Raw genomic sequence first — 15,633 nt, forward strand, 5'->3', positions numbered from 1 at the left:
GAGCAAATATAACAAGAAGGACAAACAATAGGCAATAATTTTTTTACAACATGTAATCATGCAATCAGAACTCCAAAAAGAATATTGTTACACCATGAGAGGATTCGATACAATGGCATTGACTTCATCCGTACAATTCCTAACCTAAGGTTAGATTCTGCATGAATAGTTAAAATATGCTTTTATAGGCAGTATGGAATCAATCAATATGACAGCAGAGAAAAAAAAGGAACGTTGTTCCTGGTGTTTAAAATTTGACGATTACGTTAAATACCATGATGAAGAATGGGGTGTCCCCGTTCACAATGACCAAATTCATTTTGAATTTCTAATTCTGGAAGGAGCACAAGCGGGACTGAGTTGGTCTACGATTTTAAAGAAACGCGAAGGGTATAGAAAAGTATTTGCAAACTTTGATCCAACTAAGGTTTCAAAATTCACAGATAAAAAATTAGAAAAAATATTACTCGATCCATCGATTGTCCGGAATCGATTGAAAGTATTTGCCGCAGTAAACAACGCAAAACGTTTTTTGGAAATTCAAAAAGAGTTTGGATCTTTTGATAATTACATTTGGAGTTTTGTAGACAACAAACCCATTCAAAACAAACGAAAAAGTTTAAAAGATGTGCCCGCAACAACGAAAGAATCTGATGCCCTCAGCAAAGATTTAATCAAACGCGGATTTAAGTTTGTAGGAAGCACCGTCATCTATGCCCATATGCAAGCCTGTGGACTTGTTAATGACCATGTAGAAAGTTGTTTTCGTTATCAGGAACTCACCTCTTGAGTACTCCATAAAATATTACATTCACAACTTCTAATTGAAACTCATGAATATTCAATGGAATTGTAATAGAATTCTTATTGCTGAGAATCATTTCAATGGAAGAAAGAAAAAGATGGACGGCAACTTCGGGCATAAAACCTTCCCGAAGTTCTCCTTTCATTTTCGCCATATGAAATATCTTCCCAATAGATTCAGGGACTTCTTTTTCTCTACGTTTTCTAAATCTTTCCATTTGATGCGGGAACATCTCTGAAATTTCTCTAATAAACAAATCATTCATCACATATGGAGATTCTTCCACAAGAGACTGGTGCATTTTGGAAAACTTTTGCACTGCTGTTAATGTCTCATCATCTGCTATCGCCTGAATCACTTTTTGAATTTCATTTTGTTTGTACTCCATATAAAATTCCATCAGATCTTGTTTATTGGAGTAATATTTATATAAAGTTTTCCGACTGATCTTCAGTGAACTTGCGATTTCTTCCATTTTTGTTTTGGAATATCCATACTTTAAGAATAATTCTTCTGCTTTTTCTAATATTCTAATCTGCACCGGATCCAAATTAAAAACCCTCACTTTGTCTTTTTACTCATGGAATCAATCAATCTTGTTATGTACTGATACACCGCAGGAATCACGTAAAGAGTAAGAATGGTAGAAGAAATCAAACCTCCAATCACTGTCACTCCCATACTGGTTCTCTGTTTGGATGCCTCATTGAGTCCAATGGCAACAGGCAACATCCCCGCAATCAGTGCAATTGATGTCATTAGGATCGGCCTTAACCTCGCCCTTCCTGCCTCGATAAGTGCAGTCCGAGTATCTACTCCAGTATTTTGTAAGTCTTTTGCAAAATCAATGAGAAGAATCGAATTTTTAGTAGCCAATCCGAAAAGTAAAATCATCCCAATATTCGCAAATATATCCATTGATTTGCCAGTCAAAAACAAACCGAAGAATGCTCCTGTCATTGCTAGTGGAATTACCACCAAAATGGAAATCGGAATGATAAAACTTTCATACAACGAAGCAAGCACCAGATAAATAAACACAACTCCTAACCCAAGTGCGATGGCCATATTCTTTCCCGTAGATTCCAAATTTTCCGTTTGCCCACTATAAGAAACTTTGATTCCCTCAGGTGTTGGTAGCTCCTCTTTTAAAATTCTTTGTAATTCAGACATTACATACCCAGACCCACGCCCATTTGGATCCGTATCCGCAGATATTTCTACAGACCGACTTCGATTTTGTCTTTGGATCGTAGCAGGTCCAGTTGTGGGAACACCTGACGTAACAAAAGAAAGCGGGACCAGATAACCGTTGATATTTGGGACAGAGACATGATAAAAATTCTTTTCTATGTTTCTTTGTTCTTCTAACATTCTAACACGAATATCATACTCTAAGTTTTTTTCTCGAAACACTGCAGGAGTATCACCCTCAAGCATTGTTCTAAGTTCTTTTCCTAATGACTGAGGATTTACACCCATCTTTACAATTTGATCTCCCTTCGGAACAATTTTAAATTCAGGGGCACCTTCACGGAGACTAATGTCTGGATCTGTTAGGTCAGGAATTTTATTTATTTTTTCAAATACTAATTTACTATAAGATTCCACTTCTTCTGGATCATTTCCAGTAATGACAAAGGAAAAGGATCTTTGGCCACCTCCAATCGCATCGTAATTTTTTACGATAGGTTTTGCATAAGCGTAAGGTGATAGTTCTTTTCTAATGTAGTCTTTGAACTGTGGAGTATTCAGTTTTCTCTTTTTGGCAGGAACTAATTCCACATAGATATCAATTTTATTTTGTTTTACATACCCAGCAGTTAAATTCACTTCTTTTTTAGATCGCAAAAGTGTATTAACTTTTTCGTTTAGTTCTTTTGTAGCTTCTACACTAGAACCAGGTGGCAGTTCAAAGGTTACTGTAAATTGACCTAAATCTTGTGTTGGAATGAATTCGGATTTTAAAGTCCTTGATACAAATATACTACTTACAAATATAAACAGCGCTATCCCTAAAACGAATAATGGATGTTTGGTTGATATTTGCAAAGTTCTCACATAACCATTGGTTAATTTTTCTTGGAATCGATCAAAGGCACGAAGTGGAACCGATAAATATCTTTCTATTTTTCCCGGTTCTTTGGGGTTATGTTCTCCACCAAAATATGCTGACATCATCGGCGCAATGGTTAATGCATCATACAAGGAAATGAGTAAGGCAAAACATACGGTTAGTCCAAAGGGACGAAGGATTTGACCGATCACTCCATCAATAAAAGCAATGGGACCAAAGACAGCCAAAATCGCGAATGTAGTTGCAATTACAGCCAAAGTAACTTCTTTCGTTCCATCAAGTGCTGCTTGTTTGCTATCCTTACCCATCTCTTTATGTCTGTGAATATTTTCTCTGACCACAATCGCATCATCAATGAGTAGTCCTACTGCAAGAGATAACGCAAGCAAAGTCATTTGGTTGATGGTAAACCCAGCAAAACTCATTAGAATGAAAGAACCAAGAAGTGAAGTTGGTAAAGCAAGTCCTGTAATCAATGTGGAACGAACACTACCTAAAAAAAATAACACCACAATGATCGTGAGTGCAATTCCTATATAAATGGATTCTTCTACGTCCCAAACATTATCTTTAACCACTTTAGAAGAATCATTATAATAATCGAATTTGACATCCGGAAATTCTTTCTGAAGATCTGCAACTTTCTTTTTTACTGCTTCTGCCACCTGAACCGAGTTAGCACCTGATTGTTTATAAACGAGTAAAAATAGTGCAGGTTTTCCATTCCAAAACGCAAGAGAAGTCACATCTTCTGAACCTACAACCACTCGACCCACATCGGACAACTGAATTGGCACTTCATTATTTAAAAAACTAATTGGGACATTTCGAATTTCATCAAAACTTCGGTATTCATTGATGGTTCGAAAAGATAAATCGGATCGTTCCCCTCTTACTTTTCCCGCCGGAATGTTAGCACCTCCAGCAGCGATTCTTTGTGAAACTTGAGAAGCAGACAAATTTCTGGATTTCAATTTATTTCGATCCAGTTCTACCCAAATTTCCTTTTTCCTTCCCCCTACAATGTCTACGGATCCAACGTTCGAAATAGAAATTAACCTTTGTTTTATGGTCTCAGAGGCAAAATCATAAAATTCATTATCTTCTAAATTAGATTGCAGTGAAAGACTTAAGATGGGTTGGTCTGCCGGATCCAATCGTTTGATAACAGGTTCATCCACTTCTGCGGGAAGTTTTTTCTTGGCAAAAGCAACTTTGTCGCGAATTTGTTGCTCCGCATAACTGATGACAGTTTCAGAAGAAAACTCTGCAACAATGACCACTGATCCTTCATTACAAATAGATCTAAGTTTTTTCAATCCAGAGATTGTAGAAAGTTCATCTTCGATTGGTTTGGCGACCAGTGTTTCAATTTCATTGGGAGCCGCACCAGGATAAGTTGCATTGATGGATATTGTGGGAAAACTGATATCCGGAAAGTTTTCTACCCCGAGTTTGCCAAAACTAACAATCCCGACAACAACGATGAGAATGACTGTACAAGCGATGAATACAGGTCTTTGTATGGATAATTTTGCTAAATTCATTGGTTTTCCTCGGTGTTTAGTAAAGTAAGTTGTTCTGGATCTAATGAGTATTTTTCAAAGAAAGTGCCTTTGGAAATCTCATACTGGATAATAGCAATATTATAGGTGATTAGAGATTGTGAATGGTTGGACTGTGAACGAACATAAGCATCCATTGCATTTCTTAATACAATGGATGTTCCCCTTCCATTGCGAAATGCAGACAAAGCCTTATCATAAAAAAGTTTACTTTCCTCTCTATTTTTCTTTGCTTCTAAAAAGAGTTCATAACTGACAGTTAAGTTTTCGCGTTTTGATAATAAATCAGCTCTTACTTTATTTTGAGTTTCTGCCCATTCTAATTGCGCTTGTCTTTTTTCGGATTCAGCCTTTGTATATTCTGCTTCCGCAATTTCATTTCCTAAAGGATATTCTAATTTAAATTCTGCAGTGTTTTGATTGAACCTACCACCAAGAATTCCGTAAAAATCTTGGGGAAATTGTTGGTCATAATTTTTAAAGTTATATGTCCCACCAACGGAAAATTTTGGCAACAAACCGTTGTCTGCTGACTTCAAATTGTCTTCTGAATTTTTTAATTGCAAAAGTGATGCCCGAACATCATATCTTTTTTCTAAGGCAACTAAAACTTCCTTTTCATAATCAGAAGTTACTGCAACTTGTTCTTCAATCAATACTGGTAAAAAGGAAAAACTTTCTTCTGGTTCCTTTCCTAAAGATGTCAATAAGTCTCTTCTGTTTTTGTTTCTTTCTAATTCAGAATTTTTTACGGCACTCGTAGCAGAAAGAACAATGGAATTCCATTGGTGGATATCACCCGTAGTATCAAATCCAAAGTTTGCTTTTTTTGAATAAATGTCGCGGATCAATTTGGCATTTCCAAGTAAGGAAGAATTTGTTTCTAGAACTTCCTCGGACAAACTCAAATTCCAAAACTCGATCAACGAATTCACCAAACTTTTAGATAATGAATCTAAAGTATTTAATCTTTGGATTGATGATGAGCGCCTAGCAGTCGCTAATTTTAACCGATCTTGGTATCCAAAAAAGTTTTTTAGGAGATCCTGACTGATATTGATTCCCACAGTGGCAAAATGATAAGAAGGTTGAGCAAAACTTGAAAACCCACTGGAACTTTGTGTTTTACCAGCATTCGTTTCATAACGATTGTCAATGATAGCAATACCGAGTGAGGTTCCTGTGCTAAACTTTTTATTGATACCCGCCTGTATGCTGTTATCTGTTATTTTTGTTCCCTGAATGGCATATTGGGGCAGGTTGAAGTTGGTTGTATTTTTTGCGGTTCCTTTTGCCTCCGCAGTCCATGCATAAGCGCCATTTGTTTTTTCCCATTCGTAATTCGTTGTTTTTAGCTGCAACTTCAGTGTCTGCAGACTGACTTGGTTTTCCCAGGCCATCCGAAGGATGTCGTCCATGCGAAGGATATTTGCTTTCGCTGGTTCTTTTGCCTCGATCGGACCAAGAAGCCCTGAGAGTGCAAAAATAACCGCAAGCAGGCAAACGGTGGTAGGATTCTGTTGAGTTTCGATTATTTGCTTTGGAAACATAATTTGTATCCTTTGTTTCTTTAGGGAACAAATATCGTTTATTTTGTCTCCTGGCAAGTAAAAAAAATACAGACTAGGAAAACGGAAATTTTGCCGGAATTGTACTAAGAAAATTGAATCAATGTAGGGGATTTGATGATGCCAGTGGAAAATTGAGTGCTAAGTAAGTAAAAAAATCCAGAAAGTTTTTTTAGTCAGACTAAAAGTCCATTGGAACCAAAAACCTTCTGGGCTTGGAGAATTTATATTTATTTTTTTTCAGCAACCACCACTGCTTTGATTAACTTCCATTCTTTTTGGTCCCAATAGAAAGTATACATGGATTGAAATTTCATAACCTTACTTTCTAATTCCGCTTTTACAAATCCAAACTGGTCCATAAAATCTATCGAGTGAATGTGGACCTTTCTTTCGACACCACCGATCTTTCCATCTTTTAGTGATTGAATATAATTTGTTTTATTAGAACTGAATATCGTATCACTTCCTTTGAGATAAACACTATCTGCATATTCCCCATGGAACTTTGATTCAACTTCAGAAACTTTCCTTTCGTCGATATTTCTCATAACTGAAATGAATTCTTTTTCCAAAGAATCCCGATTCCCTTCTGCCTTTGTTTGATTTGTGATCATCATTCCTCCTAAAATCACTAAAAATCCAAATACTAAGTCTTTCATAAACAAACCTCCATTTGTTGCTATAGCAACAAATTACTAAAAAAAATTAATCCAACGATTCCTCATAAATTTGATCAATGATCCGTTTGAATGTTTTAAAATCTTGTGCAGAAAGTTTTTTAAACATTCGTTTGCGCTCCTCAGTCACTACAGACACCATCAATTGATATATCTCAGAACCTTTTTTGGTAGGATATACCTGGTTTTTTCTTTTATCTTCTGGATCGGACTGAATTTTAATCCAACCCTTCTCTTCCATATTCCGAAGAGCCCTCGCCATAGAAGGTCTATCGTCAAAATCCCTTCCCAAATCCGATTGGCTACAACCAGGCTGTTTCATTAAACGAACGAGAACAAACCACTGCTCGGGAAACAATTCCAATCCATTCATTGATGCCAACCTCATGAACTGACGTCGCAAAGCACGGACTGTCCGATAAATGAGATAAGCGTATGAGTTTTCTAAATCGAATGAATCTGACATTTGTTGTTATAGCAACAATAAACTTTCCTCAAATTTTGTCAAGTTAGAATGGAAAGGTGAGAGGCCATAAAACCACAATCCTCTTGACAAGTGAAACGCCAAAATGATAGTCTAAAGGTTTACGCTAATTTACAGGAGCAATAAAAATGAATACAAAAAACAAAATTTGCCTCACTCATTTTGACTATGACCGATTGAAATTGTTAATTTCAAATCATACAAAAAGAAATAAAGTAGAGACCAATGTAAAAGATCTATTAGGAGAAATTGAAAGAGCTCAAAAAGTCGACTCTCGTATTATTCCACCTAACTATGTGACTATGAATTCTGTGATAGAAGTAAAAAATCTCGAAGAATTAGAATTTCAAGAATTTAGGTTAGTGTTTCCAGAAGATGCCAATACCCAAGAAAACAAAATTTCTGTACTGGCACCGATAGGAACGGCAATTTTAGGTTATAAAATTGGAGATGTAATCCAGTGGAAATTTCCTGGAGGACAAAACCAATTCCAAATTACCAACATCAAATACCAACCAGAGGCAAACGGAGATTATCATCTCTAAACTTCCACTGGTAGACCAACTTGTTGCGTTCCCAATCGATACAATCTTTGGGATTCCTATCATTAAAGGCCGGGCTCCTACGGGGTCCGCGTTCGCTCCCGTCTACCTATCGGCAGACCAAACCCTTCAGATCCGCAAGCGCAAATCATGGTTCATTCAAAACAACCTTACATTGGTTAGAGATTTTGGTTTCATTTTCGAATAAACATTTTAAGATCCGACCACCACCAGGTATGATCCAACGACAATATTCACTTACATCCTCTTTACAAAGGCCTTGTGACTTATTTTTCATGGTATCCGATAGTGCACTCTGGCCAGCTTCACAGGCATCTGATAAATTTTTCCCGCGTTCTTTCAAACATTGTAAAATCCTAGCTTTGGTAAGTTTTACTCCTTGGCAATAGGTTGCAATCTCTGGCTGACAAACTTCATAAATAGATTTTGACTCTGCATACAAACTTAACTGAAAACAGAATAAAAGAATGAGTAAATTTGGCTTCATATTGAGAATCTTTCCTTATTTTTAAAAATACAATCGTAAACAAACCTGATTCTAAAATCAATTTTCGAATCTGTAAATCAAGAAACTAAGTCCAATATATTGCAATATTGAACCTTACTTTAGACGGAATTGCTTGATTTTACCTGTTCCCAAGGGGCACTTTCACCTGTAAAACTCCTAACCTCAGCAAAAATACCCTTTTGGAAAGATTCTAAGTGCATTAACAAATATTATCTGGTGTTTTCCCCAAAAAAACATCCAAACGTGAATTCATTACCATGTTTTTTATAAAATTAAGTACAAACTAACAAATGTAATGTTTATTTCTTGACTGTTATGCGATAATTAAGCACACTATATAATATATAAATATTTATGAATATATTAATTAAAAAATATACTTTCGTTCCACTTTTCCTATTAGCTATTTTTTACTCATGTAATCCAAAAGATTCCGACCAAGATAAGGAAATATTGGGATTACTTGCTTTACCTAGTGTTTCAGGAAATGCCACCTCCTCTTCTGGTGTCTGCAATGGATATACTATCTATGATCTAAGTGCTGTTCCCGTTGATTTTAGACCAACAACAGGAATTATTTATATGAATGTAATCGCAAAAGTTGGCTCAGTTTTGACAGTAAATTCAACGACAACTTCTTTGAATTCTGTAAATGGTTACATATTTAATCCTTTTCATTTCGTTCAAAGAATTTCTTGTCCAATCAGTGGCTCTCCCAGTATGACAACGGTTTATAATGAAGTTCGAACTGCAAATAGAGTCACTTTGACATTTACAGTTGCAGGAACTTATGGACTTCAACTTTTTACTAGCACAAGCAGTTTGAATGCTGTTACTGATTTAAATGCAACTTTTATTGAATAATCTCTATCGTTGGTAAAGAGAGAAAAGGAAAGATGAGGGTATTTTTAAAAAGTACCCCAATTTTAATATTTGATTAAGTAAAGACTGTTTGAGTATCCCTTTTTTTTTAAACCGATGTGCCGATGTAATTGCCTGATAAGGCAAAAGTACCGGATGCGAATTTTTTCTAAATTTTTGACTCAGTTCGGTATCCTCAAATAGATAAAGCAAACTCATATCAGTTTTCCAAAGTCTTCGATCAAAAAAAATGCAATGGTCTAAATAAACGATTCCTCTCCATTTTACTCGAACTACATTGGAATACCAGGAAATAAATCGTAAAAGAAAATGTTGATCATCAAATTGATGAATAAATCCACCCCAAATTATTTGTTTATCCTTTTGGCAACTTATTTTAATTAGGTGATCTAATGCTCCCTTCGGAAGTTTAGTTCGGGGATGATGGAAAAGTATCATTTCCCCTCTTGATTTATGAAACCCAAGATTCAGTCTCTCTGCTCGAGTCGATGCCTCCGAAGTATTTACTAAAATAATTTCTACTTCCGGGTGTTTCCAAAATTCAACTAACGAATCTTGAAAAAAAGTACTTTCTCCATTATCTGTAGGAATGACAATACTCAGCATTTCCCCATTTCTTCTGATTCAGTTAAATTAAAAACTAAAAAACTGAAATACGAAGTCCATCACAAAGATAGGAAGTTCAGTTCCGGCGGAAACTAATAAACATGATCCGAAACAAAACTTCCATTAGTTTTTTCAACTTCATTGTGCAGAATTTTCTAATACGATCGCTATCCCTTGTCCTCCGCCGATACAAAGAGAAGCCACTCCGTATTTTAAATTTCTCCTACGGAGTTCATAAGCCAAAGTAAGAATCACACGTGTTCCACTCGCTCCAAGCGGATGTCCGATCGCAATGGCTCCTCCATTTACATTCGTTTTATCAGGATTTAAATTGAGTTCTCTGATCACAGCAAGTGTTTGCGAAGCATAGGCCTCATTAATTTCGAATAAATCAACATCCTCCAAACGAACGCCAGCCAGTTGTAATGCTTTCGGAATCGCAAAAACAGGACCAAGACCCATCATTTTAGGATCACAACCGACTGTCGCGTATCCAATAATTTTTGCTAATGGTTTTAAATTTTTTTCTTCCGACCACTTATCTGATGCTATCAGTAAAGAAGCTGCACCGTCATTGATACCTGATGAATTTCCTGCAGTAATACTTCCTTCTTTTAAAAATGCAGTTGGCAATGTCTTTAGTTGTTCTACACAAGAAATCCCACGAATCAATTCATCCTTTTCGACCCATTGGCTATTTTTTCCTTTACTAAGTACAGCTATAATCTCTTCCGAAAAAATTCCAGATTTTGTGGCGCTTTCTGCTCGGACTTGGGAGATACCAGCCCATTCATCTTGATCTTGTCGAGAAATCTGAAAAAACTCAGCAATGTTTTCTGCAGTCATACCCATCGTCAAATCCACATAACAATCATTAAGACTTTGAGCCAAACGATCTTCCGCAATAGTGTTACCATATTTATTTCCCCACCTCGCATTTTTTAAAACAAAGGGAGCATTACTCATGGATTCTGTTCCTCCAGCAAGAATCAGATTGTTTTCACCTGATAGAATTTTACGTGATCCGATAATCACACTCTCCATACCAGAACCGCAAAGTCGATTCACTGTTAAGGCACTTGAACTTTCATTCAGACCTGACCGAAGGCCAATATGTCTTGCTAAATAAGCTGAATCCTTATCATCTTGGATCACATTTCCATATATGGATTCTTCAATTTCTTCTGGATCCAATCCGATTTTCCGGATCGCTTCCTTTGCCGTAATGACCGCAAGTTCCGAAGAAGAATAATCTTTTAATCCTCCCCCGAACTTTCCAAAGGGAGTTCTAACTCCATCTAATATTACTACCATTTTCAGCTCCTATTTATAGTGTATATACACTATATGTATCCTGATTTATTAATTTTGACTCATCATTCCTCTACAGAATCTATCTGTAAGACAGGAATGTTTCTTAATTCGGCTAAAATTTTTAATGTTTGTTTAAATTCAGATTTTCCTAAATTTTCCGTGATCAACTCTTGCGTTTGTTTCCAAAGATCCATCGCCTTTGCCAGTTTAGTTTCTCCTTTTTTTGTAAGTGAAATGCTACGGACATTTCCAATATCTTTTTTTTCGATTTTAATTAACTCATCTCGGTTTAGAATTTCTAAACTTCGTTGCAAAGTAGTCCTGTCTATATCCGTTAGATTTGCAAGGTCAGTAATACTTAGATCCTTTTCATAAGCGATACCTGCAAGAACAGTAAATTGTGTAATCCTAAGTCCTGATGGTTTTAACATTATATCATAATAGCTTGTAACCAATCGACTAGTTCGACGAAGGCTCAGGTTCAAACAAGATAACCCAATTTGTTTTAAGTCTTCGTGTGAATATTTCATCCTCGTACCACCTAATACACAAAATAGTGTATATACACTATTTTGTCAATCCAAAATCAATTAAGAGTAAACCATTCATCTCCATTTTTCCTTAAATAAAACAGTTACCTTTCGTTTTTCCTGATAATCCATTCTGCAAATAAAAAATTAATCAGCCAACCAGCACCCATCATCAAATCTCTTGGAATACCTGCAGGATCCCCTCCTACCAACAAAAACCAAGGCAAATGTGTAAAAACCTGTGTACCTGCTCCCATCCCAATGGCATAACCGCGAGTCATCCAATGACTATGTTCCGTAATTTTTTTCTTGCGAACAAAAACAAAAGCAACTAACAAACATATGGTCATCCAAACACCAACTACCATACGAATTCCAAACAACCAATCTCCATCAGTTGGAACTCTAGGATACACAAGAGTAAGCCACAATCCAGAGACCGCAGAGAGAAGTCCCGTAAAAACGAGTACCCTTCCAGAAATTCGATGCCAAACCAAATGTTTTTTTCGAAACCCTGGTGCAAACTGAACGACACCCAAAAAACTAAAGAATATTACTGCAACAATATGAATCAAAACTGGAATCGGATCATTAAAAAATCTTTGGTTTTCCACTGTAAAACCAACACCAGTCAGCAGATTAAAAATTCGCACGCCGCCGGCAATTCCTGGAACTAAACTTAAAAAAAGAAGAGAGCCGATGATGAAATAATCTTTCTTAGAACTTGATGCCATTGTATTCCTTTGCACATTGCATCAAAAAATAATGATCCAGCAAGTAAAAAAAGAAACTTTGAAAATTGTTTTTTTGGCGCATCCACCTAGCGTTCGACAGGTGGACTGGCTATCCGCTACTATCCCTTGCGTGAAAAAATTCACAACATCGATGTTTATCTAAAAAACGATTGGACTGTATTTTTTGAAAATTTCAGACTGCTCTAACCAAACAAATGTTACGACCAAGAATATTTATCATTCTATTTTGTACTATCAATTTACTATCTTGCCAAACATCAGGAAATTACCTATCCAATAGAGGATTAGATTTTGCGGATTCTTTTACCTTGGGCGTGGAAACGAATCACTATGGAGCAGGAGTTTGGCTTTGGTGTTTGGGGGGTGGGTTACAATTAAACCAAAATGCAAAAGGAATCGGAGTTCGTAACGGGCAATATGGTTTATACAAAGCTGGCGGAGTAGACGAAATAGGAATCTTTGGTGGACCGAGTAATAGAACATTCACGAACCAAATGGGTAATTCCTTTCTCATCCTAAACTCAAACCAACACAGACCCGTTTACCCTGACTTAAAAAGAAGTCGTAAAAAAACTTACGACGCCTCCAACATATTGATGTTAGTTTTTTTTACGGATAAAAAAACGAGCACAGGAAAAAAACATTGTAACCAACCTGTAAGTGTTGAAGTTTCCCTCGGATTTTATTTGGGAATACGCGCTGGATTCAATTTCACAGAGTTTACAGATTTTTTATTTGGGACCACAACCTATGATTTTATGGAAGATGATGAATAAAAAAACAATGAATATTAAAGTTACTACCTTTCTCTAAACTTCTTTTTCACCTCATTCAAAATCTCTTGATAATCAAGAGAACCTAAATGGTATTCAATGTCAGATTTACCTTTTCCATCTAAAAATTCTTCAAAAGACCAATCGTAACGATTTGGATCTTTCCCCGAATCAAACCAATCCTTAAAAACAATAGAATTTCCTTCCAATAAAACTTCCACAAGGTGGTAGGGTTCAGAATTTTTCCAGTATCGTTTTTCTGTCATATTTCATTCACACCCATTCATCGATAAAATAATGATTCGATATCAAACTGAATTCAATCGAATTTCTAATGGAGTTCAATATAGGACGTTTTGAACCATTTGATTCTGTTGGAAAACTTTAAAATAAACAGTTCCAAGTTCTTACTTCGAAAAAATTAAAAAATGACAAAGTAAGCTTAGATTTACCTTGCAATTTTCGTCTCTAAAAAATATGAATCACTTCAACAAGAAGGATAAAATCGAATGATTATATTTCAATGCCCTACAGCAGTTACTGAATACCAGGAAGATAAAAAGATCGTTGTTCTAACTCAAACTGGTAAAAATACTGGGGCTAGTTTAAGAGACAGTTTGGATAAAGGTGTCGAAGCTCTCATTCAAAATAAAGCAGTCAAATGGTTGTCCGACAATCGAAATATGGGGACACATACTGCAGAAGATGTAGAATGGGTGAACAACGACTGGACTCCGAGAGCAATCAAAGCTGGTTGGAAAAAATGGGCACTTGTTCAACCACAATCTGCACTGTCCGCTATGTCTGAAAAAAACCTTGTAGATTTTTTTGCTACTAACGGTATAGAAGTCAAAATTTTTGAAACTCCTGAAGAAGGATTTAAGTGGTTGGAGTCAGTTTAGATTCCATAGATGAAATTTAACAAACCAACTCATTACATAGTCTTATCGATTTTAGTAGTTTCAACACAAGTTGCTGCACTTCTATATTCAATATTGGGAAACGCGACACCAAGTTGGATTCAGATAATCCTACAATCGATAGGACTTCTTATTTCTCTATTTGCCATAATCTTAGTGATAATGCAAATCACTGAATATAAAAGACAATTCTCAATTATCAAAACCACTCTAACGAATGCGATTAAAGGAAATTTGAGTATTGATGCTTCTGTGAAATCAAAACTTAAAAAAAGTAATCAGGTAGATTCAATCCTACTTTCTCTATTTGAATTATTACATATTTTTCAAGATATCATTACCCTATTAAAAGATGCTACTGCTGGTTTATCTGCATCAGTTGATAATGCAAAACTTGCTGATGATTCTTTTCATTCGAGTTTAATCAGACAAAAAGATTACTCTCAAAATTTAGATTTAACTGTCCGTAAAATGACGGACAACATGACAAACATTGAAAATGCCTCTACAAATAACTATTCAACACTGATTAGAGTTTCAGAAAGTATTAAAATACTTTCTGAGCATATCAATGAATCAGAAAAAAATAGTAACCTTTCCAAAAGGTTGACCTTTGGCATTTCGGACAAAATCCAAAAAGGAAATAAAGCAATGGAGGAAATGGGAAAGGTAATAGAAAACATTGCAATCAGTTCTGGAAAAATTGAAGGAATGGTCATCGTCATTAAAGAAATCTCCGAACGAGTAAACCTATTAGCTTTAAATGCTTCCATAGAGGCAGCAAGAGCCGGTGAATACGGAAGTGGATTTGCTGTTGTGGCACAAGAAGTATCCAAACTTGCAACTCAAACTTCAAATAGCATCAAAGAAATTGATAATAACGTTAAACGTAACAAAGAAGAAGTAACTCTTAACCGCCAAAAGATCAGTGAAACGAACCAGTTGTACAAGGAAATCATTGGCGAAGTAAAACAAATTTTTGAAAAAATCGATTTCATTTCGGAATCTGCGACAAATCAAATTGATATTAAAGAGAAACTCATATACGAATCCGAGCAACTCTCACAAATGTTAGCAGAGATTAAAGAAAATATTGCTGACCAAAATAACTCACAAAAATTAATTTCCGATGTTGCACAAGCAATGGACTCAAGTGTAAAGGCAACTTTTTCGGAAGGAGAAAATTTATCTAAGTTGTTAGAGAATATAAAATCTACAACTGATGATATCGGTGGCGTTATTTTATTATTTAAGTAAAGTTACATTATACTATAGTTTACATTTCCTTGGTAAATTATCTAATTGCGCCAAGGATTTTCCATTGATTCGCAGTTTGTTTACATTTTGAATCAAAACACAAATCGTAAAACCTACCGCCAGTTAGGTTTTACAGAAAACCAAAGATAGCCGATTCATCTCCGAACTTTGTTCAAAAAACAAACTCCTTTTTTATTGCGTCTTTTTAAAAAAATATCATTCTTTTTGATAATTTTTTCTCATTCTTTAATCTACGTACAATCACTATAATACAAATATCATAATATTTATTACAAAATCCAATTCGCAATAGTTAGATTTTTATGATTGCCTATATTAAAATTTC

At 35.6% G+C, this 15,633-nt stretch carries 16 protein-coding genes; 6 read left to right on the forward strand and 10 right to left on the reverse strand.

The features are described from left to right. Positions 1-208 precede the first annotated feature (208 nt). Positions 209-790: a DNA-3-methyladenine glycosylase I gene (locus LEP1GSC203_RS14035; RefSeq protein ID WP_002974725.1), complete on the forward strand. Its 582-nt coding sequence runs from the start codon at positions 209-211 to the stop codon at positions 788-790. Here the strand turns inward: LEP1GSC203_RS14035 and LEP1GSC203_RS14040 are convergent. The 5 genes from LEP1GSC203_RS14040 to LEP1GSC203_RS14060 form a co-directional block, all read right to left on the reverse strand. Continuing rightward, complete coding sequence (locus LEP1GSC203_RS14040) at positions 780-1,346, reverse strand: TetR/AcrR family transcriptional regulator (protein WP_232225904.1); 567 nt, start codon at positions 1,344-1,346, stop codon at positions 780-782. The genes LEP1GSC203_RS14035 and LEP1GSC203_RS14040 overlap by 11 nt on opposite strands. Before the next feature lie 20 nt (positions 1,347-1,366). After that, positions 1,367-4,429 (reverse strand): efflux RND transporter permease subunit, encoded by a 3,063-nt coding sequence (locus LEP1GSC203_RS14045; protein ID WP_002974746.1) that lies wholly within the window; start codon positions 4,427-4,429, stop codon positions 1,367-1,369. Beyond that, a complete protein-coding gene (locus LEP1GSC203_RS14050) occupies positions 4,426-5,997 on the reverse strand; it encodes a TolC family protein (protein WP_002974615.1) in 1,572 nt (523 codons plus the stop codon). The genes LEP1GSC203_RS14045 and LEP1GSC203_RS14050 overlap by 4 nt, the downstream gene beginning before the upstream one ends. A 248-nt stretch (positions 5,998-6,245) precedes the next feature. Next, complete coding sequence (locus tag LEP1GSC203_RS14055) at positions 6,246-6,677, reverse strand: hypothetical protein (protein WP_002974748.1); 432 nt, start codon at positions 6,675-6,677, stop codon at positions 6,246-6,248. 46 nt (positions 6,678-6,723) lie between these two features. After that, positions 6,724-7,068 (reverse strand): MarR family winged helix-turn-helix transcriptional regulator, encoded by a 345-nt coding sequence (locus tag LEP1GSC203_RS14060; protein ID WP_002974671.1) that lies wholly within the window; start codon positions 7,066-7,068, stop codon positions 6,724-6,726. Positions 7,069-7,307: 239 nt separating this feature from the next. On the opposite strand from LEP1GSC203_RS14060, the gene rnk reads away from it, so the two are divergent. After that, positions 7,308-7,724 carry a nucleoside diphosphate kinase regulator gene (gene rnk, locus LEP1GSC203_RS14065; protein ID WP_002974745.1) on the forward strand — a complete coding sequence of 139 codons (417 nt, stop codon included), beginning with the start codon at positions 7,308-7,310 and terminating at the stop codon, positions 7,722-7,724. A gap of 145 nt (positions 7,725-7,869) precedes the next feature. Here the strand turns inward: rnk and LEP1GSC203_RS14070 are convergent, their stop codons facing one another. Further along, on the reverse strand, positions 7,870-8,229 hold the full coding sequence (locus tag LEP1GSC203_RS14070) for a cysteine rich repeat-containing protein (protein ID WP_002974632.1): 360 nt from the start codon (positions 8,227-8,229) through the stop codon (positions 7,870-7,872). A 375-nt stretch (positions 8,230-8,604) separates the two neighbouring features. On the opposite strand from LEP1GSC203_RS14070, the gene LEP1GSC203_RS14075 reads away from it, so the two are divergent. Beyond that, a complete protein-coding gene (locus LEP1GSC203_RS14075) occupies positions 8,605-9,114 on the forward strand; it encodes a hypothetical protein (RefSeq protein ID WP_002974605.1) in 510 nt (169 codons plus the stop codon). 762 nt (positions 9,115-9,876) lie between these two features. On the opposite strand, the gene LEP1GSC203_RS14085 is transcribed toward LEP1GSC203_RS14075, so the two are convergent. The 3 genes from LEP1GSC203_RS14085 to LEP1GSC203_RS14095 form a co-directional block, all read right to left on the reverse strand. Then, positions 9,877-11,058, reverse strand: coding sequence for a thiolase family protein (locus LEP1GSC203_RS14085; RefSeq protein WP_039938060.1), 1,182 nt, complete (start codon positions 11,056-11,058; stop codon positions 9,877-9,879). A 56-nt stretch (positions 11,059-11,114) separates the two neighbouring features. Continuing rightward, a complete protein-coding gene (locus LEP1GSC203_RS14090; protein WP_002974624.1) occupies positions 11,115-11,582 on the reverse strand; it encodes a MarR family winged helix-turn-helix transcriptional regulator in 468 nt (155 codons plus the stop codon). Between the two features lie 104 nt (positions 11,583-11,686). Next, positions 11,687-12,316, reverse strand: coding sequence for a DUF2306 domain-containing protein (locus LEP1GSC203_RS14095; protein WP_002974726.1), 630 nt, complete (start codon positions 12,314-12,316; stop codon positions 11,687-11,689). Positions 12,317-12,531: 215 nt separating this feature from the next. Here LEP1GSC203_RS14095 and LEP1GSC203_RS14100 point away from each other — a divergent pair, with 215 nt between their 5' ends. Then, positions 12,532-13,113, forward strand: coding sequence for a hypothetical protein (locus LEP1GSC203_RS14100; protein WP_002974617.1), 582 nt, complete (start codon positions 12,532-12,534; stop codon positions 13,111-13,113). Between the two features lie 23 nt (positions 13,114-13,136). Here LEP1GSC203_RS14100 and LEP1GSC203_RS14105 read toward each other — a convergent pair whose 3' ends face one another. After that, positions 13,137-13,376 carry a hypothetical protein gene (locus tag LEP1GSC203_RS14105; RefSeq protein WP_002974637.1) on the reverse strand — a complete coding sequence of 80 codons (240 nt, stop codon included), beginning with the start codon at positions 13,374-13,376 and terminating at the stop codon, positions 13,137-13,139. Between the two features lie 243 nt (positions 13,377-13,619). On the opposite strand from LEP1GSC203_RS14105, the gene LEP1GSC203_RS14110 reads away from it, so the two are divergent. Continuing rightward, positions 13,620-14,012: an STAS/SEC14 domain-containing protein gene (locus tag LEP1GSC203_RS14110; RefSeq protein WP_002974688.1), complete on the forward strand. Its 393-nt coding sequence runs from the start codon at positions 13,620-13,622 to the stop codon at positions 14,010-14,012. Positions 14,013-14,021: 9 nt separating this feature from the next. After that, positions 14,022-15,287, forward strand: a complete 1,266-nt coding sequence (locus LEP1GSC203_RS14115; RefSeq protein WP_039938061.1) for a methyl-accepting chemotaxis protein — start codon at positions 14,022-14,024, stop codon at positions 15,285-15,287. The last annotated feature ends 346 nt before the right edge of the window (positions 15,288-15,633 follow it).

It is taken from the genome of Leptospira terpstrae serovar Hualin str. LT 11-33 = ATCC 700639, from assembly GCF_000332495.1.
Classification (GTDB): Bacteria; Spirochaetota; Leptospiria; order Leptospirales; family Leptospiraceae; genus Leptospira_A; species Leptospira_A terpstrae.